This is a genomic window from Thalassospira profundimaris (assembly GCF_003326755.1).
GTDB classification, from domain to species: Bacteria; Pseudomonadota; Alphaproteobacteria; order Rhodospirillales; family Thalassospiraceae; genus Thalassospira; species Thalassospira profundimaris_B.
On the sequence record NZ_JPWH01000028.1, the window covers coordinates 1 to 22688 of the forward strand.

Below are 22688 nucleotides of genomic sequence, written 5' to 3' on the forward strand. Positions count from 1 at the left end.
TTTGCGCAGGCTCAGCAAGGGCAAAGCCCGCTGCAAAATCTGGCCCCCGCAACCAATAAAAAGCCCTGCCATCTTTTGATGGCGGGGTTTTTTATTTATTCCGGTGTTTGCTTTAAACTGATGATCTTCCTGCGTTATGAGGCTGTTCCGGGGGAAGGTCAAAAGACGTAAAGATGTGCTTCTCTGGAGCTGGATGCATGCCTGACATGTTAGTTCGTTGACATTAATATGACAAGCTGCAACTATCGGGCAAAACTAATGTATTAGAGGAGGAATACGGCGCATGGACGGAGGAGTCCCCAATCCTGCATGTCAGTCAAAGGTGCTGGCCGCGATGCTATCTGGACTGCCCGAGATCGCGCGCGCCGCGCTGGTCGATCCGGTGCCGCCACGTAACTGGAACGATTGGTCAGCCCTCGCGCCGGAAGCGCCTGCCGCGTTGTTTTGCCCGCGTTCTGTCGAGCAGGTTTCGGCGATCCTTGCCGCCGCGAATGCCGCACGGGTACCGGTGGTGCCGCAGGGCGGTCTGACCGGCCTATGCGGCGGGGCACGGCCGATTGCGGGCGGCATCGCATTGTCGCTCGAAAAAATGGTTGGCATCGAGGAAATCGATGAAGCGTCGGCCACGATGACTGTGCTGGCCGGGACACCGCTCGAGACCATCCAGAAGGCTGCCGCCGAGCGCGGGATGTTCTTCTCGCTGGACCTTGGCGCACGTGGGTCCTGTGCTATCGGCGGCAATGCCGGGACCAATGCGGGCGGTAATCGGGTGATCCGCTATGGGATGATGCGCGACCTCGTCCTTGGTGCCGAGGTGGTGTTGCCTGATGGCACCGTCGTTAACGCGCTGTCCAAGCTCATCAAGAACAACACTGGCTACGACGTGCGTCAGCTTTTTATCGGGTCGGAGGGCACGCTTGGGGTGATCACGCGATTGGTGCTTCGCCTGCACCCGGCGCCCGGCTGTACCCATGCGGCGATTTGCGGCCTGCGCGATTATGGCAAGGTTGTTGATCTGCTGCGCGGCGCGCGGCGCCAGCTGGGACCGATGCTCTCGGCCTTCGAGGCGATGTGGCCCGACTATTGGCAGGTGGCCTGCGCCGTCCCGGGAGTGCGCGACCCGCTTGATGGGACCCACGCCCACACCGTACTGATCGAGGCACAGGGCACTGACGAAAATATCGACGGCCCGCGCTTCATGGCTTTTCTCGAATCAATGTTTGATGAGGGGATCATCGACGACGCGGCGATTTCGCAGAGTCTCTCGGATGTGCAGTCCTTCTGGGGCGTACGCGACGCCTGTGCCGAGTTCAAGACCACGCTGGGCCCGCACCATGCCTATGATGTCGGTCTGCCCACGGGCCAGATGGACGCCTTCGCCGACGCCTGCCGGGCCGCCGTGGCAAAAGCCGTGCCGGGAGGGCGCTCCGTCTATTACGGGCATATCGGTGATGGAAACCTGCACCTTCTGGCCTGGGTGCCAGGGGCAGATCCGCAACCCGGCGAGATGCTGGACGAGGCGGTCTATGCCACCGTACGCGCCTTTGGCGGATCGGTCTCGGCCGAGCACGGGATCGGCACGACCAAGAAGAAATACCTTGAATTCTCTCGCACTCCCGAAGAGCTCGATGTGATGCGGCGGGTCAAACACGCGCTTGATCCCAACGGCATCCTGAACCCAGGCAAGGTGATCGACACATGAAGCTGCTTCGCTTGCTGGAAGCGCATTTCGAGCGCGCGATCCTTGCCACCATCCTCTTTGCACTGGTCACGATCCTCGCGGCACAGGTGGTGTTTCGCTACGTCCTTGGGTCACCGCTGGTCTGGTCCGAGGAACTGGCCCGCTACCTGTTGGTCTGGTGCACCTTCATCGGGGTGAGCCTCGCCGTTCGCGAAGGCCGCAATATCTCGGTCGATCTGCTTCCGGTGCTCTGCGGACCGCGCTTTCTGCGCGTCTTTGCTGTGTTGGCACTACTTGGCGCGGGCCTCTTCTTCGCCCTGATGGTCTGGTATTCGGTGCCGCTCACCGAACGGATCGCAAGGATCGGACAGGCCTCACCGGGGCTGGGGATTCAGATGTGGCTGGTTTACCTCGCGGTGCCGGTGGGCATGGGGATGGCTTTTCTGCGCGCCCTGCAAGCCCTTTGTCTGCTGATCCGTAACGGCGCTGTTCCCGGCCATGAGCAGACGGATAACCATACCGTCATCAACGAAGACGTTTAGGGGACCCTGATGCTTGCCGCTTATTCTCTTGGTTTCTTTATCGTCGTCTTGCTGCTGAGCATTCCGGTCGCCTTTGCGCTCGGCTATGCGGCACTGCTGCCTGGCTGGTTTGGGGCTCCGGCCAATCCGGGGCAAGTGGTGCGCTCGATTGTGACCGCGCTTGACAGCTTCCCGCTTCTGGCCGTACCGCTGTTCATTTTGGCGGGCGAGATCATGACGCAAGGCGGGTTGGCCCGTCGTCTGTTCAGCTTTGCCGATGCGGTCTTCGGCCGCTTTCGTGGTGGCTTGGCAATGTCTACCGTGGCGGCATGTATGCTGTTCGGAGCCATCTCCGGCAGCTCGCCAGCGACGGTGGCCGCGATTGGCTCTATGGCCGTGCCGTTGCTGGTGGCGCGCGGCTATGATCTTCGGTTCGCGACCGCGCTGATCACGGCGGCAGGCACGCTAGGTGTCATTGTTCCGCCCTCGATTCCGATGATCATCTATGGCATGTCCGCGCAGGTCTCGGTCTCGGCACTGTTCATTGGTGGCATTGGCCCCGCCCTGGTGATTGGCTCGCTGCTGATGCTCTATGCTCATTTTTATGGTCGCAAGCACGCCGCGCGTATCACCTCTGATGCGGGAACGGTGAGTACAGTGAAGGCCTTCCGCGAAAGCTTCTGGGCCCTCGTTGCGCCGGTTTTTGTGCTTGGCGGAATCTATGCAGGAGCCTTCACCCCAACCGAGGCAGCAGCCATCGCCTGTGTGTATGGCGGCTTTGTTTCGATGGTGATTTTCCGCGAACTCTCGCCTTCCGATCTGGGGCGCGTGCTGGTCAATACAGGTCTTACCATCGCACCGATCTTGATCATTGCAGGGACGGGGGCAGCACTCGGTCGCGTGCTGACACTTCTCCAGGTGCCCGCTGCCATTGGCGAATTCATTGGCGGCGCGATTGACGAGCGGATCATTCTGCTGCTGCTGATCAACCTGATCCTGCTTGGCGTTGGTATGGTCATGGAAACGCTTTCGGCAATCATCGTGTTGACCCCGATCCTGCTGCCTGTGCTTGCGCCTTACGGCGTTGATCCAGTGCATTTCGGGCTGATCATGGTGGTCAATCTCGCGATTGGCTTTGCCACACCGCCGGTGGGGGTGAACATCTATGTCGCGAGCGGCATCACCAAGCTTTCGGTGATCCAGATATGCCGTGGTCTCGTGATCCCCATCGCCTTGCTCATCGTCGGCCTTCTGGTCGTCACCTATTGGCCGGGGCTGACGCTCTGGCTGCCAAGTCTCGCCGGCTGATCGCCGACGCGTAAAAACCTACAGGGAGGAACCAACAATGAACCTGAAGAAGCTTTCCATATCGGCACTGTTCGTGCTTGGCACGTCGATGTCCGCCTCGGCGGCGGATTATACGATGATCCTCGCTCACACGCTGAACGACAAATCGCATCCGCTCTATCAGGCGTTTGACAAAATCGAGAAGGATATCGAGGAAAAATCCGGCGGCCGTATCGACGTGCAGCAGCAGGGCGGCGGCGCATTGGGCGGCGACCGCGAGCTGATGGAATCCCTTATGCTCGGCGACATACAGTTCGTGCCGATTTCGACCTCGGGTGCGGTCCAGTTCGTGCCGGAATTCGCAGCCTTCGAAATTCCTTATGTCTTCCCGACCGACACAGCGAAGCTCCGCAAGATCCTCAATGACAGCGAGTTTTCGGCCTTTATCGATAACAAGCTGGCAGAGAAAGGTATCAAGTTCGGTTTGTTCTATAATGCCGGCTTCCGGCAGCTTACGACCTCCGAAGTCGCGGTGCATACGCCAGAGGACATCAAGTCGAACAATCTGCGTATCCGCGTGCCCGAGAATCCCTATTCGGTCGCGACCTGGAAAGCGATTGGCGCCGCCCCGACCCCGATTGCCTTTCCCGAGCTTTATGGTGCGCTGCAGCAGAATGTGGTGGACGGCCAGGAAAACCCCTTTGGGCACATCCTCTCGCAGCGTTTCTACGAGGTGCAGAAATACCTGACCACAACCAGCCACATCCTGCTGGCTAACGTGAACCTCATCAACAAGGAGTGGTATGACAGCCTGCCCGAGGACCTGCAGCAGGTGGTCGACCAGGTGCTGGTGGATGCTGCCAACTTTGAATGGGACGTGCAGGACGAAATGCTGAGCAAGCAGCGCGCACAGATCGCCGAACATATGGAGATTATCGACCTTAACGAGGACGAACTGCAGCAGTTCCGCGACGCGACTGCGCCGCTGCAGGACATGGTGCGTGACAAAATCGGTGACGAGGCCGTGGACTCGCTGCTCAGTGCGATCAATGCCAACAGCTAAAAAGACACAGGTGTGGGGCGGCACGTTTGGCCGCCCCACACCGTCGCCCGCTCCGCGCTTAATTTCAGGTTGGGAAAAGGGGCGGAAGGTATGAAACCGCTGGATTTTTCGGATGCATAAAAGGCGTTCATTCTGAAGTACGGCAAGGGCGGAGCCCGCAGCAAAATGTGACCTCGGACATGAAAAAAGCCCTGCCATTTTTTTGATGGCGGGGCTTTTTGCGGGCTTTTGGGGGGCAGATATTGTTGGACCCGTTGGGGGAAATTACGGGGGCTGCATTACCAGCCGCCGCCACCACCACCGCCGCCCCCACCGCCGGAGAAGCCGCCGCCGCCGGAAAATCCGCCGCCACTGCCAGACCCGGTGGTGGAAATGCAGCTCGTCAGATTGGTGGAAAGGGACTGGCAGGCATCGAAAATCTGGCTGCCGCTGTCACCTGTAGAATAGAAGGAAGAATGTAGTCCCAGCGGGATGGTATTTCTGAATCTGTAGAGATCATCGGATCTTAAAACGCGATCAAATGCGGTGCTCCATTCAGAGTCCATCTTAAGGGCGACAGCAAACGGAAGCAGCCCTGGCAGGGCTTCTCTTTCGCTGCGATTGGCGTGACGGGCCTTGCCCATGCGCTCAAGATAGCGTTTCAGTCCCTTGATCTCTGCCTCACGCGCCTGCCCTTCTGGCGTGGGATGACCGATGCGCAACGCAAATACCCAGAACAGGATGGGGGTTGCAACAAGCCCGATGGCAGCAAGCCATCCCAGCGCACCTTCCACCAGGCCGACAAAAAGCCACATCAGGCAGCCGGGGATCAGCCCGGCGCCCAAGCCACTACCGAGAGAATTGCATAATGTTTCAGATGATCCTTTGGCCCCAAGGGCCCCCATCAACAGACCAAGCCATATCACCGCAAGCGGCGTATAGCGCAAGAGTTCCGCGCCGTCATGAAGGCTGGTCAAGGCTATTGCCGAGGCGAGAGCGGTACACAAAATGGCAGCGGCAAGTTTCCATTTGCCATGCCAGATGTAGTATTTCCGACCGTGTTCCTCGCGCAGGGCGTTGCTGAAATTGTCAAAAACACGCCGGAGCTTTTTCCGGTTTTTACGCTCGACAAGGATATCTCCCCCTTCTGCCTGCAGGCCTGAGATAAGGGCTTCTTCTTCGGGGGCCAGGGTGAGGGTGTCCGGTTTGGGGGCATCCTTGTTTAAAATAATCCGCCAGGCTTTTCCGACGGGTTCGATGGTCATCAGGCCGCGTAGCCCGAGATTGAGGATGGTTGCAATCATGGCGGAATGACCAACCATGCGTTTTTGCGCAATATACTGGACCTGTGCGGGTGTTACGCCTTGGGGGGGATTCCGGCGCTCGATGACACGTGGTTCTTCGCCATGCGTGTGCGATGTGTGTTTGATCCACCGGGCGCTTAGGAACAAAAACCCGCCGAGAATGATCAGGCCGACGACAGAAATTGTCCCGCCCAGGCTCCCGCGCAGCGTCCACCAGAGCCGTTGCTGCCAGCCTGGTTCGCTGATGAAGCCCTGGGGAAAGGTAACAGCAACGGTCAACCCCTCTTTGGGCGCAAGGAACTGGTAGGTTGATATGTCAACTGTGCCGTCGCCAGAACTGGAACTGCGGATGGCATTGGAGTTTGTTGAACCATATGGACCGGTAAATCCCTGTAGACTGGTTGCTGCCGCACCTTCTGGCAGGTGAATGGTGGCCGATGCCCGGTCAATCGGTAAGGCCCAATAGGAACCTGTAACGTTCCAGTACAGTTTGTCCTGATTTTCAAGCTGTCTGATTTGTGGGCCTGTGCGATAGGTCAGCTCAAAGCTGTGGCGGCCCCTCGGGATACTGGTTTGGGAATCGCCCAGATAAATCCGGATATAGCCATCGCGGCGTGCCACGTGCATTGGCACCGGTTTGTCGTCCAGTTTGGCGGACAGCACTTCCAGGGCACCGGCATTGATGCCGCCTTCCGGTGTTTCTCCGGCGATGGGCAGGTCGCGATAGATACCGTGATTTATCCGGTATCCTTCCGACTGAACTTGCAGAGTTTCGGTAATGGTCAGGCGTCCTGTGGCGCCGACGACGATGTCGCTGTGAAACTGCTGGATTTTTTCGCGTGCGGATGCAGGTGTGATACAGGCAAGAAGCAGCAGGAAGCCTAGCAGTGACGCCGTCGTACCATGACTGAGATATTTCAAAATTCGATCTATTTTAAGTTTATTGGAAGAATGAATTTTTTGAAAAATTGCCCAAGATCCCATGATGAATTACCGACAGTTTTTTAAGACGATTTGTTCCATATGTACTGTTAAGACGATATTATATAACGAAAATTATTCATAAACAAATTTTCCGGTCAAGATGACATGTTCCGGGAAGATTTCCGTAAAAACAACTTAGGGTACTTGTCTCTGCGTGCTGCTTCCTTCATGTTTCGATGATTAAAGGAGATAGCATGATTAAAAGATGTTTCTGCTGGTCGGCCCTGTTTGTCACCGCCATGTCCGGGATGGCCCAGGCCGAGACCATTGTATTCAATCCGCCCGCCGGGAGCGAGCGAACCTATCATTTTGAAGTTTCCATGAGCTCCGGGATCGTGAAACCCGACGGGTATGTTGATCACGAATCCTTTTCGACGCTGACACGGTTCAAGGTTGCGGGGCGTGAGGGCGATAATCGCGTCAGTCTTGAGACCTTCCCGTTATATTTTTCCTATAGCGATGGACCACGGACAGTGAGCAGCGCGTTGGGGGATTTTCCCGACGATCTTGCCAAATTGATGCGCGAAGGGTTTGTCGTTTCGCTGGATACGGAAAGCCACCAGATTACGTCGTTTGCGCCGCGCGGGGATGGAGAAATGCCTGGTGCTATGCGCAATATGATTAGTAATCAGCTTGCCCAGCCGATGACGCCGGTTGCGATCACGGTAGAGGAAAACTGGCACACAACCGGTAAAATGTCGGGCATCGACAATGTTGATATTACCGTGAGCAAAGTGACGCCGGACAAGGTTTATATTCGTTACGAAGGTCATGCGGATGACTTGAAAATGTCGGGGCTCTCGGTTGTTGCGCGCAAGACCGGCTGGGTTGAAAGTGCGGTTCTGACTGTTGAAAACCGTTCGCCGAGAGGAAAAGACAAAGAGCGTTTTCTGCGGCAAACCATTGTGATGACGACAGCAGAATCGCCCTATCCATTGCCTGATGCCCGTTTTAAAAGAGACCAGAAATGGAGTGACATGAAAACCGGGCCGCTGCCGTCGATTTTGGCGCAACCGGACCCTGATCTGGTTTTCCCGGATGCGCCGGGGACTGTCGATAAATATAACGACATTCTGGTAGCGGAGTTTGATCACGATGTTGGCGGCGGCTTTCATATTGGCCGTTTTGCCGTTCACGATTTGCAACTTTTTGATCAGAAGACGGCATTGGATACGGCCTTTATCGCCGATTACCCCGGGACATATGCAGTTTCGGATAACGTTTCCAGAACGATGTTCCAGGCGCGTCCGATCGGTATTGGTGATGCGCGTGATAACCTGCGCAAGGCAACCGAAATGCGGGCCAAGGTGGACTGGTTCCCTGCCAGCCCCTTTACCATGACATTGCATCCGAACAAGGACGGCACGGCCCATGTTGCGCAAAATGGTGCGTCGGTCCGGCTCACGCCAACCGATGACGGATATGAATTGCTGGCATCTGGCAAGCCCTGGGATTATTTCGCGTTTTCTTTTCCGGAAGGAAGCAAGGTTAAGGCGCGCTTTTATGCCGATGATCGTGGGCCAGACTGGCTCTCATCGGAGGAAAGCCTGGCCCGTCGACTGGCACAACCCAATTACAGCGCCGTCAGGATTCCGCTAAAGACCGATAAAGTTCCGGCGAAAATTGATATCCGCGTTTTCCGCTATACTGAAGACCCGAAGGTCAGCAAAGAAGTGGTTTTTCTGACCAAGCGCGGCGCGCGCCTGGACCCTGAGATCGAACCCAAATTACAGCCGCTTTTTGCCGAAGGTGCACCGCCGGCACTGGGCGATGTGACGCCCGATGGCCTGGATCTTGCGTCTCTTCGTTTTTCGCTCGCGACAGAACAGGCGCAGTATTGCCGTGCGGCGCTTGAAAAACCTGCATCGCTGGCGAGGCATGATCTGGTTTTCAAAAAGACACAGCCCGACAGTCAGCCCGGCGTCACCGTGTGGGAAATGCAAACCGATGATGGTATTCGCCAGCATTTTTATGGTCACGACCCGGTTACGGTTGTGCTGAACTGCGATGCGAAGATTGAATGGCAGGAAACCGCTGTGAAACCGGACCCAGAACGGCCCTGGCAGATTGATCTCGAGGCTTTGGGTACTGCATCAAGCATGACAATCGCGGAATTTAACAGGCGTTTTCGCATTGTTGATGCCGATGGCACGGCACTGGCACTGGTATCCCCCGGGGAGGCGCCTTTGTCGCCGACCGACACACTGGCGTCCGCCCTGTTTGAAGATGGGCATATTCGCGCGGCAGGAAGACCGGCCCGTATTTTGAAGGCAGTTGAAAAAGACCAGCAGGTCAGCCGCCGCATCGAGGCCCGTTTCCCTGATTTGCCCGAACCGTGGGAGGACGCACAATGAAACGCATACTGGCACTTCTTTTTGTTCTTGCGGCGAGCGGCGCACAGGCAGCGACTGTCAATTATGATCTGGAACCGGCGAAAGACGGTGACTATCGCTATACACCGCCCAAGCAGGAAAAAAAGGACGGCGTTTATGTCATCGAGATTTATGACGCGAATGATGATCTGTATGCCCGTGTCTGGAACACGGCCCCGACGCTTGATAAGGGGCACAAGGTTGACAAATACGAGATTTATTATCCCTCGGGTGCGCTGAAAAGCCGAACGCCGCTAAATGATGCCGGGCAGCCGGACGGCGAGGAACGCACCTTTGATAAAGAGGGGAATCTTGCCGCCGTCACGCCCTATAAAAATGGCAAAAAAGACGGTACCGAAACCTGGTACTGGATTGATGGCAAAAAGCGGGCTGTTAAGACCTGGAAGGATGGTGTGCTGAACGGTCCGTGGCAGGAATATTATAAAAACGGCCAGTTGGAAGTTGAATCCACCAATGTTGCGGGCGGTAGCGACGGTGTCGAACGCAAATATTATGAAAACGGCCAGCTTTCTGCCGAGGTCCACTGGTCCGAGGGCAAACGTGACGGCCCCTATATGGATTATGACAAGGACGGCAACCTTCTGGAGAAAGGAAATTATGTGAATGGCGTGGCCGATGGCGATGTCATTGAATATTTCCCGTCTGGCGAGCGTCGTGCCGAACGTCACTATGTCATGGGGCGGCCGACCGGCAGCGCAAAGCGTTGGATGAAATCGGGGCAACTGGTGTCCCAGACCGATTATGCCGATGACGGAAGCGTTTTGAAAAAACGGAACTGGTCGGCGGAAGGCGAACTCACCTGGCTGGAAGAACCGGTTGAGGTCGAGGGGCAGGGCCCGGCGCATAAAACGGTCGAGTATAGCGGGAACATGGTGGATACCGAGATCAGGGCGGATGGATATATGCTGCGGACGGTTTATGTCGGTGACACCCTGTGGGACCGGGTTGAAATGGTCGATGGCAAGTATCAGGGGCTGTATGTTTCGACCACCCGGATTGACCAGATCAAAACCCGGGTTCACTTTATTGATGGCGAGGAAGATGGCCTTTATACGCGTTCCTGGCGCGGTAGAGAGCTTGACCGAGGGTATTATGATCATGGCAAGCGTGTAGGTGAATGGCGTCGTACCGAACAATCGACCTACATCATCAAGGAAACCTATAATGATGATGGAAAACTGACCGGTGAACAGCGTTCATTCCGGAAGCCGGATGGCAAGCTGATGAAAATTGCCACCTATAAGGATGGCACGCTGGATGGCCCTTATAAAGAGTTCAAAGACGACCGGATGGTCGCTGGCGGGCTTTATGTGGATGGTGTGAAGGAAGGGAAATGGCTTGAAAAGATTCCCTTTCGCGAAACCAGCCGCGGGGGAACATATGACAAGGGACGCAGGCAGGGCCGCTGGACGCTGTATGACGGCAATGGTTATCCTATCGCGATAACAACGTTTAAAGACGACCGTAAAGACGGACCCGCCTATATCCTGGCCGATAATGGTGCGCTTGAAGAAGTGCAGATGTGGAAGGACAACAAGCGCGAAGGTTATGTCACCTATTATGATGATAAAGGGCCGGTTTCGCGCAAACTCTTTCGTGACGGGCGGCTGGTGAAAAGCTTCATCCCCATCGAAGGGGCAGAATCGCGGTGACGGACCATGCTGCAAAGCAGGTTTATGTGCGGAAGCTCGTGCGGTTTGACGGGCGGGCTTCCCGGTCGGAATACTGGCGGTTTGTACTGGTTTTTCTGATCGCGGTGTTGATGGCCGGAATTGCGGATAATCTGTTTTTTCCGGCCGATCCGGCCCGTAACCTGCCAGACCGTCATCCGGTTACGGTTTTTGTTATTGTCAGCATGTTATGGTCGCTATGTGCCTTTGGTGTCCGTCGTCTTCATGATGTGAACCGGTCCGGATGGTGGATGCTGTTCCCTGTTGCCTTGCCGCTGGTGGTTACGGCCATTGGTAGCGTGCCAGTATGGTTTTTTACCAATGCCTTTGAACATATCGGGAAAGAGGGCAGGATTGGCGTGCCGGTCAGTCTGGTGGCCTTTGCCGGGGTCTTGGCGTGGCTGGCAGCCGCACTTTGCCTTGTTGTGTTTCTGGCACGGCCGGGGGACCGGCTGCCCAACCGTTTTGGACCACCCGCAAAGGGCGGAAATAGTGGTTCGTGAGGTTTGTAAATCAATCATCCGTCACCGCTGTAACACCAGGCAGGGGTGATTGATGGTTGTTGCCGGCGTGCTTGTCGGGCGTATTAAAAAAGGCTGCCGTGGGAGGGCAGCCTTTTTTAGAACGGCATTTTTGCCAGATATGATCAGGCTGCCTGGTCGGCAAGGGCACGGGCCATTTGGCTCAGTGCTTCCTGATGTTTTTCGTGTTTGATGCTGGCAAAATTGCGGGCCAGTTCAAGGCACATGCGCTGACGCGCGTTCAATTCGGTTTCCTGATTGCCTTCCAGCCCTTCGTAGAAGTAGCTGACAGGCACGCCAAGAACCTGGGAGATTTCATAAAGACGACCGGCAGAAATGCGGTTAATGCCGCGTTCGTATTTATGGGCCTGCTGATAGGTGACACCGATCAGGTCCGCCATCTGTTGCTGGCTGAAGCCAAGCATGATGCGGCGTTCGCGAATGCGTTGACCGACATAACGATCGGTATCGGTCGCACGATTGGCACGTTTGGGTTCATCGTTGGGGGAAATTGCATTCATCGCATTTTTATCCGTTATCAACCGCCAGTTATAAAGGTTCCCACCCCGGGTCGTTGTTTGGCGTCATAAATGCACCATCCTGCCATATCTGTTGGTCTTGATTTAACGAGGATTCTGATGTGGCGGGAGTCTGACTGGGAGTCAGATATCGTTCTCAACGATCCGAAGGAAGCTAGGTATATAGGTCAATTGGCGTGTCGTTGTCTAGTCCGAAGGGCGAAAAAAACACGGATGTTTCTGACCCATAGGGTGTGAAAAAAGCTGCATAGCTGACATGCGCCTTTTGAATGATCGCAGGTTGGGTTGGGGTTTCGCCGGGCAATAACTGACCCAAAAGTTGGGCCCAAAAGGCACTGCTGCCACCGGGGAAATGATTGTCCAGCCACGGCGCTGCGCCTTGATTTATCGCCAGATTTTTATGCGGCGGTGCAGCATGCTCGACCCTGATTCCACGCATGCTCCCGGTCCCGGCGCTGCTGGCTGCCGAGGGACGAACAGAGGAGGCAAGTGGAGCGGAAAGAACCATTTTTTTTGTCTTGTCTTGCCGGTTTATATCACAATTTTTTGAAGCCTTTGAGTTGCGTATCTTCCCTTTTTCATAGGCACCAAAGGGCAATTTTGACCAAAATCCGGTTTTTCAGGTGCAAATTCTGCCCGCGTCGCGCAATCGCAAAGGGGGTATTTGCGGCACACAGGGCAAATTTTGCCGGTCGAATCGCCAGGTTTTGATAAATCGTCCTTTGGTGGAAAATCCATGCAGGATTAATGCCGAATCAGATAGGGCCTTTCGTTTTATGAAGCCTGCCTATTGCGGTGCCGCACGGTGCCATTTGCACAGGTGTCTTTGGATATGAAGGATGGCGTAACCCCGAAGGGACGTGCAGGCATGGTAAAACAACGCCCCGGGAACGGTGGGAACCCCGGGGCGATTTGAAAGCGTACAATACCGATAGGGAAGACAGGCCGGTCAGTCGGCCCATCCGTTTTCCGGCGGGCTGCCTATTTGCGGGTCTTGTTTTCAACCAGGCTGTTAAGCTGGGCCTGCATCGCTTCCAGCTGGGATTTCAACTCGTCAAGCGAGGCATCGCGCTGGGCGTTTTCTGCCTCTGTCTTGCGGGGCGTCGCGCTGGGCGCGGTGCCATTATTCTGGGCCCGTTCCTGTTCCTTGGCCAGGAAGGGCGAGAACATTTTCATCGTCTGTTCAAACAGGGCCATATTCTGTTTGTTCATTTCCTCGAACTGGCCAAACGGGAACATGCCATTCATGGTGTCCTGCATGTAGTCGCGCATTTGTTCCTGATTATGGGCAAAGGAGCGCATGGCCTGTTCAAGATAGCTGGGCAGGAGGCCTTGCAGGCTGTCGCCATAAAAGCCGATCAACTGACGCAGAAAACTGATGGGCAAGAGGTTTTGCCCTTTGTTTTCTTCCTCGACAATGATTTGCGTGAGGACGGGACGGGTGATGTCGTCCCCGGTTTTGGCATCGTAAACGACAAAATCGGTATTGTCCTTGACCATCTGGGCGAGATGATCGAGCGTGACATAGGAACTGGTTGCGGTGTTATACAGGCGCCGGTTGGCATATTTCTTAATGACGACGCGATCCTGGTCATTGGTGTTTTTCGTGGTCATGGCGTGTTCCCTGCTTCCCTGTTACCCCGACGTGCGGTTTGCAAACCGGCTTTTTGTCGTAATCATCTATGCGCTCAAGATGTCTTGTGGCGCAGCATATTGCCTGCTGCAATTGCTAATGCCAACTGCAAGAGTGCCGCTTAATTGCATAGCTGTCCAGTACTCAACGTCCCGTGCGTTGCAAAACCGGCTGTGTTTTGATCGTGTTGCTGCGCAATACGGGATTTGATTTTCTCGTAAAGGGTATCGTCCTATAGTGGAAGGCGGTGCACAGACGTGCGGTGACACCGCGCAGGAGATAACGGGGTTGGTAAAAGGCCATGACGGATCAGGGCAATAGCAAAGGGACAGGCCCGCGCAGCCGAAAAACGGCGACATCGGCCAGTAAAGGCAAAAAACAGCGCAAAAAGCAGGCCCAAAAGCAGGCTGCAAGTGACCAGACCAATGCAGACCAGCGCGCCAAGACAGAGTCACCGGAAAATGCGGCTGATGAGAAAATGGCAGGTGCGCAAGGAGGGGACGGCAAAAATGCGCAGGACGGACCAGTTGACCCCGACGCACTGGCAGAACGGTTTTTGGACTTATGGCGCGCCCAGGCCGCCGCGACAGCCGGTGGCAGTGATGCCGCCAGTGCCATTGGCCGGTTATATGCCGGTTTGGGGGCAGATACATCCCGCCTTGCCGAGGGGTTTGAAGCCTGGGGCCGGTTGATCGGACAATTGGCGACCGGACAGGCGCCCGTGCAAAATCCCTTTGCCCCGGATGCGGGAGCGGCGGATGCCGAACATAAAGGGCCTGCCAGTCCCGGCGCGACGACTCCGTTTGGGGCTAACTTTACCAAGATGGCGATGCCGCCGGCCTTTGATCCGACGGCAATGATGCACAAATTCGCTGCCCCGTTTTTAAAACCTGCACCACACCCCCGCCCGGGTCCGGGCAAAGCCGATGCCCCGGCAGAAAGCCCGCCCGCCACACCGGGCGAGGAAAAGGGGGAACAGGCAATGGCATCGGATCTGGCGAAAACTGGCGGTTTAGGTGACACAAAGACCGACACAAATTTGAACCTGGACACAGATGCCGCCCGGAACCGGGCGACGTATGACCATAACGGGGCGCAAGCCAGCACTGGGGACAAGAATGGGCGAGAACGACAAAAGCCAGATCAAAACACAGACCCGTCGCGCCGGGCCACGGCCCCTGGCGATGCACCTGGCGGTCGAGATGACGAGCTGGCTGAGCTCGCGCGCCGCATTGCCGCTCTTTCGGAAACAATTGATGCCCTGGAAGCCGGAATTGACGATGGCAGCGGAGAGCCTGCGCCAGGAGATGACCCCGCACAGCAATGACGTGATGGGCCAGGCGGTTGACCGGGCGGCTTTTGCCCAGCATTCCGCCCTGCAGGATGGCATTCGGCGCTATCAGGCCCATCCCTACCAGCGCGAGGCGGATGATATGCCCGTCATCTGGCAGGAAGGTTCAAGCCGGATTTATGATTACGGTGCCCTTGCCGCTAATTGTCCCAAAGGGGCCATTTTGCTTGTACCTTCGCTGATCAATCGCGGTTACATCCTGGATTTGAACCGTAAAAGAAGTTTTGCCCGGTTTTTGGCGACACAGGGATACCGTCCGTTATTGCTGGACTGGGGCTATCCCGGTGCGGATGAGCGGGATTTTGGCCTGGATGATTTTATTGCCGGGCGGCTGGTGATGGCCGTGCAGGATATGGCGGAGATGTATGGCGGTCCCCTGCCGGTGGTGGGCTATTGTATGGGTGGTGTGCTGGCAATGGCCGCATGCCTTTTGGAACCTGCCCTGGTGTCAAGGCTGGTTTTGCTGGCAACCCCGTGGGATTTCATGGCCGCCGGTCCGACCCAGGCCCGGATCGCCGCCGCCTTTGCCCCGACCTTGCCGCATATGCTTTCGGTGCATGACGAATTGCCGGTCGATGTGTTGCAAACCCTGTTTGCCAGTCTTGATCCCTTTAATATTGGCGAAAAATTTCGTCGCTTTGCCGCAATGAAACCGGACTCGCCAAAAGCCGAAGATTTTGTCGCCCTGGAGGATTGGCTTAATGACGGTGTGCCATTGACGCGTAATGTGGCTGTTGATTGCCTGATTGGCTGGTATGTGGAAAACCGCCCGGCCAGGGGGCAGTGGGCAATTGATGACATGACCATTGATCCGGCCGCAATCAGGTGCCCGACGCTGGTGGTGATCCCGTCAAATGACCGTATTGTGCCCCCCGAAAGCGCGCTGGCCCTGTATGATAAACTGAATGTCGATATCCGCACGGCGCACCGACCGGCAGCCGGGCATATTGGCATGATGGTGGGGTCGCGGGCGCAATCCTCGACCTGGCAGCCTGTGGTGGACTGGCTGGCTGAAAGCTGAGGGGGGTTAGTCGGCCCCCTGCGGTTGCTGGTTAAAGGATTGGGGCTTGGCCGTTTGCCAACGGCGGGTGAAGCGGGCGAGCAGGATCATGATGATCAGGGTCAGCACCACGCGCCCCACCAGAACCACCCATATATTCGCCCCAAGGGCCAGCATGATCACGGTATCCTCGATCAGGGAATGCGATAGGGACAGCCAGGAAAGCGCAAGAAACAGGGTGCGCGGCGGGAAGTTTTTTTGCCGGGCTTCATCAATGATCAGTGCCCCCCCATAAGTTAGCCCCAGCAATATGCCGATAGTGGTGACAGGCGCGGCCGCGCGCGACAGGCCCGATATGCGCAAAACGGGCAAAAGGGCCGTGGTAAAGCGTTCGGTGATGCCGGTTTTTTCGAGAATATCGAGCAAGACCAGAAGCCCGGCAATGATGGCAAAACTGGCAAGCAGGGAATAAAATGTGCCTTCCGCCCAGGCGAACCAGCCAGCCCAGCCGGTTTGGCTGATGGCATCGCTGCCATTGGCGGCCATCCAGGACAGATCGATTTTTTCGCCAAGCAAGCCGGTATGGCGGCTGATCCAGGTGATGAAGGCGGCATAAAACAGGGCGGTAAAAATACGCAAGGCTGCCGTTGCCCAGAAACTGGCCCCGGCCTTTTTCACCACGGCCTGTTCTACGGGAATGCCATGAGCAAACAGCATCATGGCGCATAGCGCGCTAAGCTGGGCCGATGTCATATCAAGGTGCGGGGCCAGCCCGGCAATGACAGCAACCGCGCCGTAAATATTGATGAAAAGGCAACTTGCCCAGATCAACCCGGCTTCTGGCGGCATGCCAATCAGCGCCATGACCGGGGTTAAAACACTCGATGCCATCTCGACAAGGCCCAATTGCTCGGCAATTCGTACGGCCAGCATGATGGGAACCATCACCTTTGCCAGGGTAATGAAAAGGCGGCGACTGCGGGTTAAAAGCGAAATCAGATAGGGCGGCATGAAAAATCCCGTTGATAGACAAATTGTCGGAAGGGCAGTCTTGGCAACAGTCAACGCGGCCAAGGACCTGTGCGGTGCGATCCCGGTTAATTGCCTGCCAGATTATCGGGAAATTCTGTTTTGGGGCGGCGTTTTAAGGCGTTTAACTGCGTGAATTCGGCGTATATTGGCGAAATTGCGCTTCAATGATGCACGTATGTGTGCCGCCTTCTGATGAAAGGAAACCGGGATGGAGCTTGATCAAATTGATTGTCGTATTTTGCGGCAATTGCAGGTCGATGCCGATATTTCGACCCCCAGGCTGGCGGATATGGTGGGTCTTTCGCCCTCTGCCTGCTTGCGCCGGGTGACGAAACTGCGCCGGGATGGCGTAATTGCGCGCACGGTGGCAATCATTGATCCGGCCCTGGTGGGGCGCCCGTTAAGTGCTGTGATCACGCTGGAATTTGTCCGGCATGGACCGCAGCATCGTCAGAACTTTATCGAAAAAGTCCGCAAACTTTCGGCAGTGCGGCAGTGCTTTATGGTGACGGGCGAAGTGTCCTGCGTGCTGACTTTATATATGCGCGACATGGATGAATATTTGGCCCTGAGTGACGAGCTGTTTAACGCAGATCCCAATGTCGCATGGTTTCGCACCTATATTGCGGTTCAAACGGTAAAGGATGATCCGGGCGTAGCGTTTTGACCTTTGGCTGCCTATGTCAGTTCAGGGTTTCCGTATGGTCTTGCGGCGGGAACGAATGGCGCTGCGTCCTGTACTAAAGAGTCATGTATCAATGCTTGGCTTTTCACTGTGGCGCGATAAGATCAAAACTGGTTCGGTCGACTGAGCGAACGGGCCGGAGGTAAACGCAAAACAAATGTTTCGGAGGGTTTGATGACCGAGGTCGTAATTGTTGGTGCCGCGCGCACACCAATTGGTGCATTCAATGGCACGCTTTCTGGTACCCCGGCCCACGAGCTGGGAACCATCGCGATCAAGGCGGCCCTGGAGCGCGCGGGCGTTGAAGCCGATGCCGTGGATGAAGTTATACTGGGGCAGGTTCTGACTGCTGGCGAAGGGCAGAATCCGGCCCGCCAGGCGGCACTGGGTGCCGGTGTTTCCGAAGGGGCGACTGCGTTTTTGATCAATCAGGTTTGTGGCTCGGGCCTGCGGACCGTGGCATTGGGTGCCCAGCAGATCATGGCGGGTGATGCCACCATTGTTGTTGCAGGCGGCCAGGAAAATATGAGCCTTTCGGGTCATGTGGCGCATTTGCGCGATGGTCACAAGATGGGCGATGTCAAGTTCATTGATACCATGATCAAGGATGGCCTGTGGTGCGCCTTTAACGGCTATCACATGGGCAATACTGCCGAAAATGTTGCGACAAAATGGGGCATTAGCCGCGAAGAGCAGGATGCCTTTGCCGTTGCTTCGCAAAACAAGGCTGAAGCCGCCCAGAAAGCCGGTCGTTTTAATGATGAAATCGCACCTGTGACCATTAAGCACCGCAAGGGTGAAACCGTTTTTGATGCCGATGAATATCCGCGTCATGGAGCATCGGTTGACGCGATGGCAAAGCTGCGCCCGGCCTTTGACAAGGAAGGCACGGTAACGGCCGGTAACGCTTCAGGCATTAATGACGGGGCCGCCGCCCTGGTTTTGATGTCGGCCGAGGAAGCCAAACGGCGCGGCCTGACGCCGCTTGCGACAATCAAAAGCTGGGCCACGGCGGGCGTTGATCCGTCGATTATGGGCAGCGGGCCGATTCCGGCATCGCGCAAGGCGCTGGAAAAGGCCGGCTGGAGCGCATCGGACCTTGACCTGATCGAGGCAAACGAAGCCTTTGCCGCCCAGGCCATTGCCGTGAACCGCGACATGGGCTGGGATACCGACAAGGTAAACGTGAATGGCGGGGCCATTGCACTGGGCCATCCGATTGGCGCATCGGGGGCGCGTGTGTTTGTGACCCTGCTTCATGAAATGCAGAAACGCGATGCCAAAAAGGGCCTTGCCACCCTTTGCATTGGCGGTGGCATGGGCATTGCCCTGTGTGTTGAACGATAAGGAACAGGGGCGGGATCGGGCAAGGACCCTTTTCCGCCCCGGTATTCTGAGCGCGCAATAAAAGGGATCATAACCCGTGTGCGGATAAGGCCGGTAGGGTGTTGCTGGCAGAGGCTCTGATTGAAATCAAGGAATTCTGTGAAATCCAGGGTTATATCAACGGGGCCTGATTGGATAAAAAACTTGGTACTGACGCGGTTTTGTAAAAACAGGACCGATTTTAGAAACTGTTTTTAGGGAGGTCTGCAATGACCCAGATTGCACTGGTTACTGGTGGTACCCGTGGTATTGGCAAGGCGATTAGCCTTGCGCTGAAAAATGCGGGTTTCAGTGTGGCGGCAAACTATGCCGGAAATGATGAGGCTGCTCATAAATTTACCGAAGAAACGGGTATTGCGACCTTTAAATGGAGCGTTGCGGACCCGGAGGCCTGTGCCCAGGGTATCAAGCAGGTGGAGTCCGAACTGGGGCCGGTGGATGTCCTGGTCAATAATGCCGGGATTACGCGCGACGGCTTTATGCACAAAATGTCGGTCGAAGGTTGGCAGGCCGTCATTGAAACCAATCTGAGTTCGCTTTTTTACATGACCCAGCCCGTGCTTGAAAGCATGCGTTCACGCGGGTATGGCCGGGTGATCAATATTTCCTCGATCAATGGTCAGGCAGGGCAAATGGGCCAGACCAACTATTCGGCTGCGAAGGCCGGTGTGCATGGCTTTACCAAGGCCCTGGCACAGGAAGTGGCACGCAAGGGCATTACGGTGAACACCATTGCACCGGGTTATATCAATACCGACATGGTGGCGGCTGTGCCTGAAAAGGTATTGGAAGGTATTATTGCCAAAATTCCCGTCGGTCGTCTTGGCGAAGCCGATGAAATTGCCCAGGCCGTGTTGTATCTGTCCGGGCCGAATTCGGGCTTTATTACCGGGTCCTGCCTGTCGATCAATGGCGGGCAGCATATGGGGTGACGGCCCTGACCGCAGTTTCTTTATATCGTGAGATCTTCAGCACCCCGGCTTGTCCGGGGTGTTGCTGTTTGGGGGTGTCGGGTGCTGGGGGAACAAGTAAGGGGGCCTGTCGTTAAGCTGGTCATGCGAAATTCCGGTATCCAGGCAGGCGGGCGACCAAAATGACCAAAAAGGTACGATTTTATTTGCGGGGTGCTGCTGTGAGCGCACCGGAAGACCAAACGGAAGACCAGGCATCGGGCACGGCGATGAGCACATTAAGCGCCCATCGTATGGTGATCGTGTCGATTGTTGGTCTGTTTGTTATTTCCGTGTGCGGGGTTTTGTATTTTGCCCAGAGCCTGTTGTTGCCGGTGGTGCTGGCCGGGTTGTTTTCGCTGATTTTATCGCCGGTTGTGCGCTGGTTTTTCCGCCGCGGCATTCCCGAACCGGTAACGGCCCTGGTGTTGGTCTTGTCCATGACGGCCTGTGTCTTTGCCGGAGGATACTGGTTAAGCGCGCCGATCTCGCACTGGATTGATGATGCCCCGCGCATTGAAAAACAGTTGCAGCTCAAGCTGGCGGAAATGGCCGGGACGATTGAAAATATTCAGGAAGCCCAGCGCAAGGTTGAAAAGGCAACCCGGCAGGATCCCAAGTCCAATGTGCAGGAAGTTGTAGTGAAGGAACCCAACCTTCTCAATCAGGCTGCTCGGGGCGCGCCGGAAATTTTTGGCGGTATTGGCCTTACGGTCGTATTATTGCTGTTAATGTTGGCGTCGGGCGATATGTTTTACGAAAAGCTGATCAAGGCCCTGCCGACATTCAAGGATAAAAAACGCGGCCTGCGCATCGCCAAGGATATTGAGCGCGAAATTTCGCGCTATTTGCTGACGGTTTTTGTCATCAATGTTTGCCTGGGCATATGTGTGGCGGCGGGTCTTTCCTTTACCGATATGCCCAATCCGGTGTTGTGGGGGCTGGCGGCAGCCCTGCTGAATTTTGTGCCCTATCTTGGCGCGCTGGTGGGGATTGGCATTGTTGCCATTGTGTCGCTGGTATCCCTGCCGACCCTGGGGGCAGCACTGGTGCCGCCAGCCATTTATATGGCTTGCACCGTCATTGAAGGTCAGTTTGTAACACCGTCTTTGGTCGGACGACGCTTGCAGATCAATTCGGTGGCGGTGTTTCTGGCGATTGCCTTTTGGGGCTGGCTTTGGGGGGCGGTTGGTATTTTTATGGCCGTACCCATGCTGATTATCATCAAGGTTTTGTCGCATCATGTGGACGGGCTGGGATGGTTAAGCGAGTTTCTTGGTGCGCGTGAAAAACACATCCCTGCCGAAAGCGGTTGATTGTGATGTGCCCGTGCGTTTGAAACTGGACAGGATAGGCGGCATCATGCCAATAATTTCCCCGCACAGGGATTGGTCGGATAAACGACGGGGCAAAGATGAAATTTGCATTCATTGCGGTGCAGGAACGCGGGCAGGTTGACCGTTTGCTTGAAAATGTGGCCCGGCGTCTGATCCGCGAGGGGGCCAACCTGGCTGGTGTGGTGCAAATCAATGCGGAACGTGAAGGTGCGCGTCACTGCGATATGCTGGTGCAGGTTTTGCCCGCTGGCGCACAATTTGATATTTCCCAAAAGCTGGGCAATGAGTTCCGCGGCTGTCGCCTTGACGTAGCGGCACTCGAAGAGGCGGTTGCCGCTGTCGAGGCCTCGCTGGAAAGCCGACCGGATATTGATTTACTGGTGATTAACAAATTTGGCAAACATGAAGCCCAGGGGCGTGGTTTTCGCGATTTGATCGCGCAAATGCTGATGCGTGATGTACCGGTTCTTTTGGGCGTTAACGCCCTCAATCGCGAGGCGTTCGAGGTTTTTTCCGGCGGTGCGGCCATCGAACTTTCCGCGGATGAAGACAGCGTTTATCGCTGGTGCCGGGAACATTGTTTGCAGAAGGTTCAGACGTCAAAGTCCGGCAACTGATCGGGCAGGTTTTCAGGCAGGGTTTTTTCAAGCCGGACGATGTCGTCATGCTGGTTGATATTGGCAAAAAGCAGATCGGCCATTTTGCTGTTATCGGGTATGGGAACATCAATGGCGCGGGCGTTTCCCGCCAGCAGGGCCAGGCGCACGCGGCGCTGATCCTGCGCCAGCAGGGTGGAAATAACCGGGGCCATGTCCCTGTGCCAAAGCGAGGCCAGATAGTGGTCGCGACCATTATAGCGGGCATGGGCGGCAAGAACCCGGTTTTGTGTCACGGCTGTGTTGGTATCATTTGCCAGACCAATGGCCCGATGCAGCATTTCCGGCAGGCCCACAGGCAAAACGGGACAGTCCACTGCATAAATTGCCAGCCAGTCGCCGCCATCGGCCAGGTGTTTTAACCCTGCCAGTATGCCACCCAATGGCCCCAGCCTTGCACGGGGCTGGTCGGCAATGACCGGGCAGTCATAGGGGGCATAGATTTGCGGGTCTTCATTGCTGCCAATCAGAATGTGTTGGCAATCGCGCCGGGCATTGGCAATGGCATAATCGATCAGTGGTCGTGGCCCGAGCCTGCGAAAGGGCTTGTTGCCCCCCATGCGCGTGCCCGCCCCGCCCGCAAGAACAAGGCCGGTAAAAACCGGGGCTTGGGAATTTGCATTATCTGCTGGGGAACGAGGCATGGAACCGGGCATGGTTTGGATATGTCATGGTTTGAAGTCGGGTGGCAGACTGAGACCCTGATGACGGATATA

The 22688-nt window shown here is 56.0% G+C and carries 20 protein-coding genes; 14 read left to right on the top strand and 6 right to left on the bottom strand.

What is annotated here, in order from left to right; genetic code table 11:
• Nucleotides 1-283 precede the first annotated feature (283 nt).
• The 4 genes from TH25_RS21420 to TH25_RS21435 are packed head-to-tail and all read left to right on the top strand — an operon-like array spanning nucleotide 284 to nucleotide 4552.
• Nucleotides 284-1702 carry an FAD-binding oxidoreductase gene (locus tag TH25_RS21420; RefSeq protein WP_220151476.1) on the top strand — a complete coding sequence of 473 codons (1419 nt, stop codon included), beginning with the start codon at nucleotides 284-286 and terminating at the stop codon, nucleotides 1700-1702.
• Nucleotides 1699-2223, top strand: a complete 525-nt coding sequence (locus TH25_RS21425; protein ID WP_114090314.1) for a TRAP transporter small permease — start codon at nucleotides 1699-1701, stop codon at nucleotides 2221-2223. Before TH25_RS21420 ends, TH25_RS21425 begins: the two co-directional genes overlap by 4 nt.
• 9 nt (nucleotides 2224-2232) lie before the next feature.
• The gene (locus tag TH25_RS21430) at nucleotides 2233-3510 is read left to right on the top strand and encodes a TRAP transporter large permease (RefSeq protein ID WP_114090315.1); all 1278 of its coding nucleotides are present in this window, start codon (nucleotides 2233-2235) and stop codon (nucleotides 3508-3510) included.
• 37 nt (nucleotides 3511-3547) lie between these two features.
• Nucleotides 3548-4552, top strand: a complete 1005-nt coding sequence (locus TH25_RS21435) for a TRAP transporter substrate-binding protein (RefSeq protein WP_114090316.1) — start codon at nucleotides 3548-3550, stop codon at nucleotides 4550-4552.
• Nucleotides 4553-4830: 278 nt separating this feature from the next.
• On the opposite strand, the gene TH25_RS25145 is transcribed toward TH25_RS21435, so the two are convergent.
• Nucleotides 4831-6756 (bottom strand): DUF2207 domain-containing protein, encoded by a 1926-nt coding sequence (locus TH25_RS25145; RefSeq protein ID WP_181847759.1) that lies wholly within the window; start codon nucleotides 6754-6756, stop codon nucleotides 4831-4833.
• Between the two features lie 257 nt (nucleotides 6757-7013).
• Between TH25_RS25145 and TH25_RS21445 the strand changes: the two genes are divergently transcribed.
• From TH25_RS21445 to TH25_RS21455, 3 genes are read left to right on the top strand one after another with little or no spacing between them, the layout of a single operon-like run.
• A complete protein-coding gene (locus TH25_RS21445) occupies nucleotides 7014-9173 on the top strand; it encodes a hypothetical protein (RefSeq protein WP_114090317.1) in 2160 nt (719 codons plus the stop codon).
• A complete protein-coding gene (locus TH25_RS21450; RefSeq protein WP_114090318.1) occupies nucleotides 9170-10864 on the top strand; it encodes a toxin-antitoxin system YwqK family antitoxin in 1695 nt (564 codons plus the stop codon). Before TH25_RS21445 ends, TH25_RS21450 begins: the two co-directional genes overlap by 4 nt.
• A complete protein-coding gene (locus tag TH25_RS21455; RefSeq protein WP_181847761.1) occupies nucleotides 10861-11385 on the top strand; it encodes a DUF805 domain-containing protein in 525 nt (174 codons plus the stop codon). The genes TH25_RS21450 and TH25_RS21455 overlap by 4 nt, the downstream gene beginning before the upstream one ends.
• A gap of 143 nt (nucleotides 11386-11528) precedes the next feature.
• On the opposite strand, the gene TH25_RS21460 is transcribed toward TH25_RS21455, so the two are convergent.
• The 3 genes from TH25_RS21460 to phaR form a co-directional block, all read right to left on the bottom strand.
• A complete protein-coding gene (locus TH25_RS21460; RefSeq protein WP_114090320.1) occupies nucleotides 11529-11924 on the bottom strand; it encodes a helix-turn-helix domain-containing protein in 396 nt (131 codons plus the stop codon).
• A 172-nt stretch (nucleotides 11925-12096) separates the two neighbouring features.
• Complete coding sequence (locus TH25_RS24805) at nucleotides 12097-12540, bottom strand: hypothetical protein (protein ID WP_147253064.1); 444 nt, start codon at nucleotides 12538-12540, stop codon at nucleotides 12097-12099.
• 383 nt (nucleotides 12541-12923) lie between these two features.
• A complete protein-coding gene (gene phaR, locus TH25_RS21470; RefSeq protein ID WP_114090322.1) occupies nucleotides 12924-13556 on the bottom strand; it encodes a polyhydroxyalkanoate synthesis repressor PhaR in 633 nt (210 codons plus the stop codon).
• 320 nt (nucleotides 13557-13876) lie between these two features.
• Here phaR and TH25_RS25540 point away from each other — a divergent pair, with 320 nt between their 5' ends.
• Both TH25_RS25540 and TH25_RS21475 read left to right on the top strand, forming a co-directional pair.
• Nucleotides 13877-14902, top strand: a complete 1026-nt coding sequence (locus TH25_RS25540) for a hypothetical protein (protein ID WP_258549264.1) — start codon at nucleotides 13877-13879, stop codon at nucleotides 14900-14902.
• Nucleotides 14832-15947, top strand: a complete 1116-nt coding sequence (locus TH25_RS21475; protein ID WP_258549265.1) for an alpha/beta fold hydrolase — start codon at nucleotides 14832-14834, stop codon at nucleotides 15945-15947. The genes TH25_RS25540 and TH25_RS21475 overlap by 71 nt, the downstream gene beginning before the upstream one ends.
• 6 nt (nucleotides 15948-15953) lie before the next feature.
• Here the strand turns inward: TH25_RS21475 and TH25_RS21480 are convergent, their stop codons facing one another.
• Entirely contained in the window at nucleotides 15954-16937 is a 984-nt protein-coding gene (locus TH25_RS21480; RefSeq protein WP_114090324.1) for a nucleoside recognition domain-containing protein, read from the bottom strand.
• Nucleotides 16938-17166: 229 nt separating this feature from the next.
• On the opposite strand from TH25_RS21480, the gene TH25_RS21485 reads away from it, so the two are divergent.
• From TH25_RS21485 to TH25_RS21505, 5 genes are all read left to right on the top strand, one after another.
• A complete protein-coding gene (locus TH25_RS21485; protein ID WP_114090325.1) occupies nucleotides 17167-17625 on the top strand; it encodes an Lrp/AsnC family transcriptional regulator in 459 nt (152 codons plus the stop codon).
• Between the two features lie 192 nt (nucleotides 17626-17817).
• Nucleotides 17818-18990 carry an acetyl-CoA C-acetyltransferase gene (locus tag TH25_RS21490; RefSeq protein WP_114090326.1) on the top strand — a complete coding sequence of 391 codons (1173 nt, stop codon included), beginning with the start codon at nucleotides 17818-17820 and terminating at the stop codon, nucleotides 18988-18990.
• Between the two features lie 248 nt (nucleotides 18991-19238).
• Nucleotides 19239-19961 carry an acetoacetyl-CoA reductase gene (phbB, locus tag TH25_RS21495; protein WP_114090327.1) on the top strand — a complete coding sequence of 241 codons (723 nt, stop codon included), beginning with the start codon at nucleotides 19239-19241 and terminating at the stop codon, nucleotides 19959-19961.
• Nucleotides 19962-20122: 161 nt separating this feature from the next.
• Complete coding sequence (locus TH25_RS21500) at nucleotides 20123-21295, top strand: AI-2E family transporter (RefSeq protein ID WP_220151477.1); 1173 nt, start codon at nucleotides 20123-20125, stop codon at nucleotides 21293-21295.
• Between the two features lie 98 nt (nucleotides 21296-21393).
• Nucleotides 21394-21933, top strand: coding sequence for a DUF2478 domain-containing protein (locus TH25_RS21505; protein WP_114090328.1), 540 nt, complete (start codon nucleotides 21394-21396; stop codon nucleotides 21931-21933).
• Here the strand turns inward: TH25_RS21505 and mobA are convergent.
• The gene (gene mobA / locus TH25_RS21510; protein WP_181847763.1) at nucleotides 21909-22616 is read right to left on the bottom strand and encodes a molybdenum cofactor guanylyltransferase; all 708 of its coding nucleotides are present in this window, start codon (nucleotides 22614-22616) and stop codon (nucleotides 21909-21911) included. The two genes, TH25_RS21505 and mobA, sit on opposite strands and share 25 nt — an antisense overlap.
• Nucleotides 22617-22688: the final 72 nt, after the last annotated feature.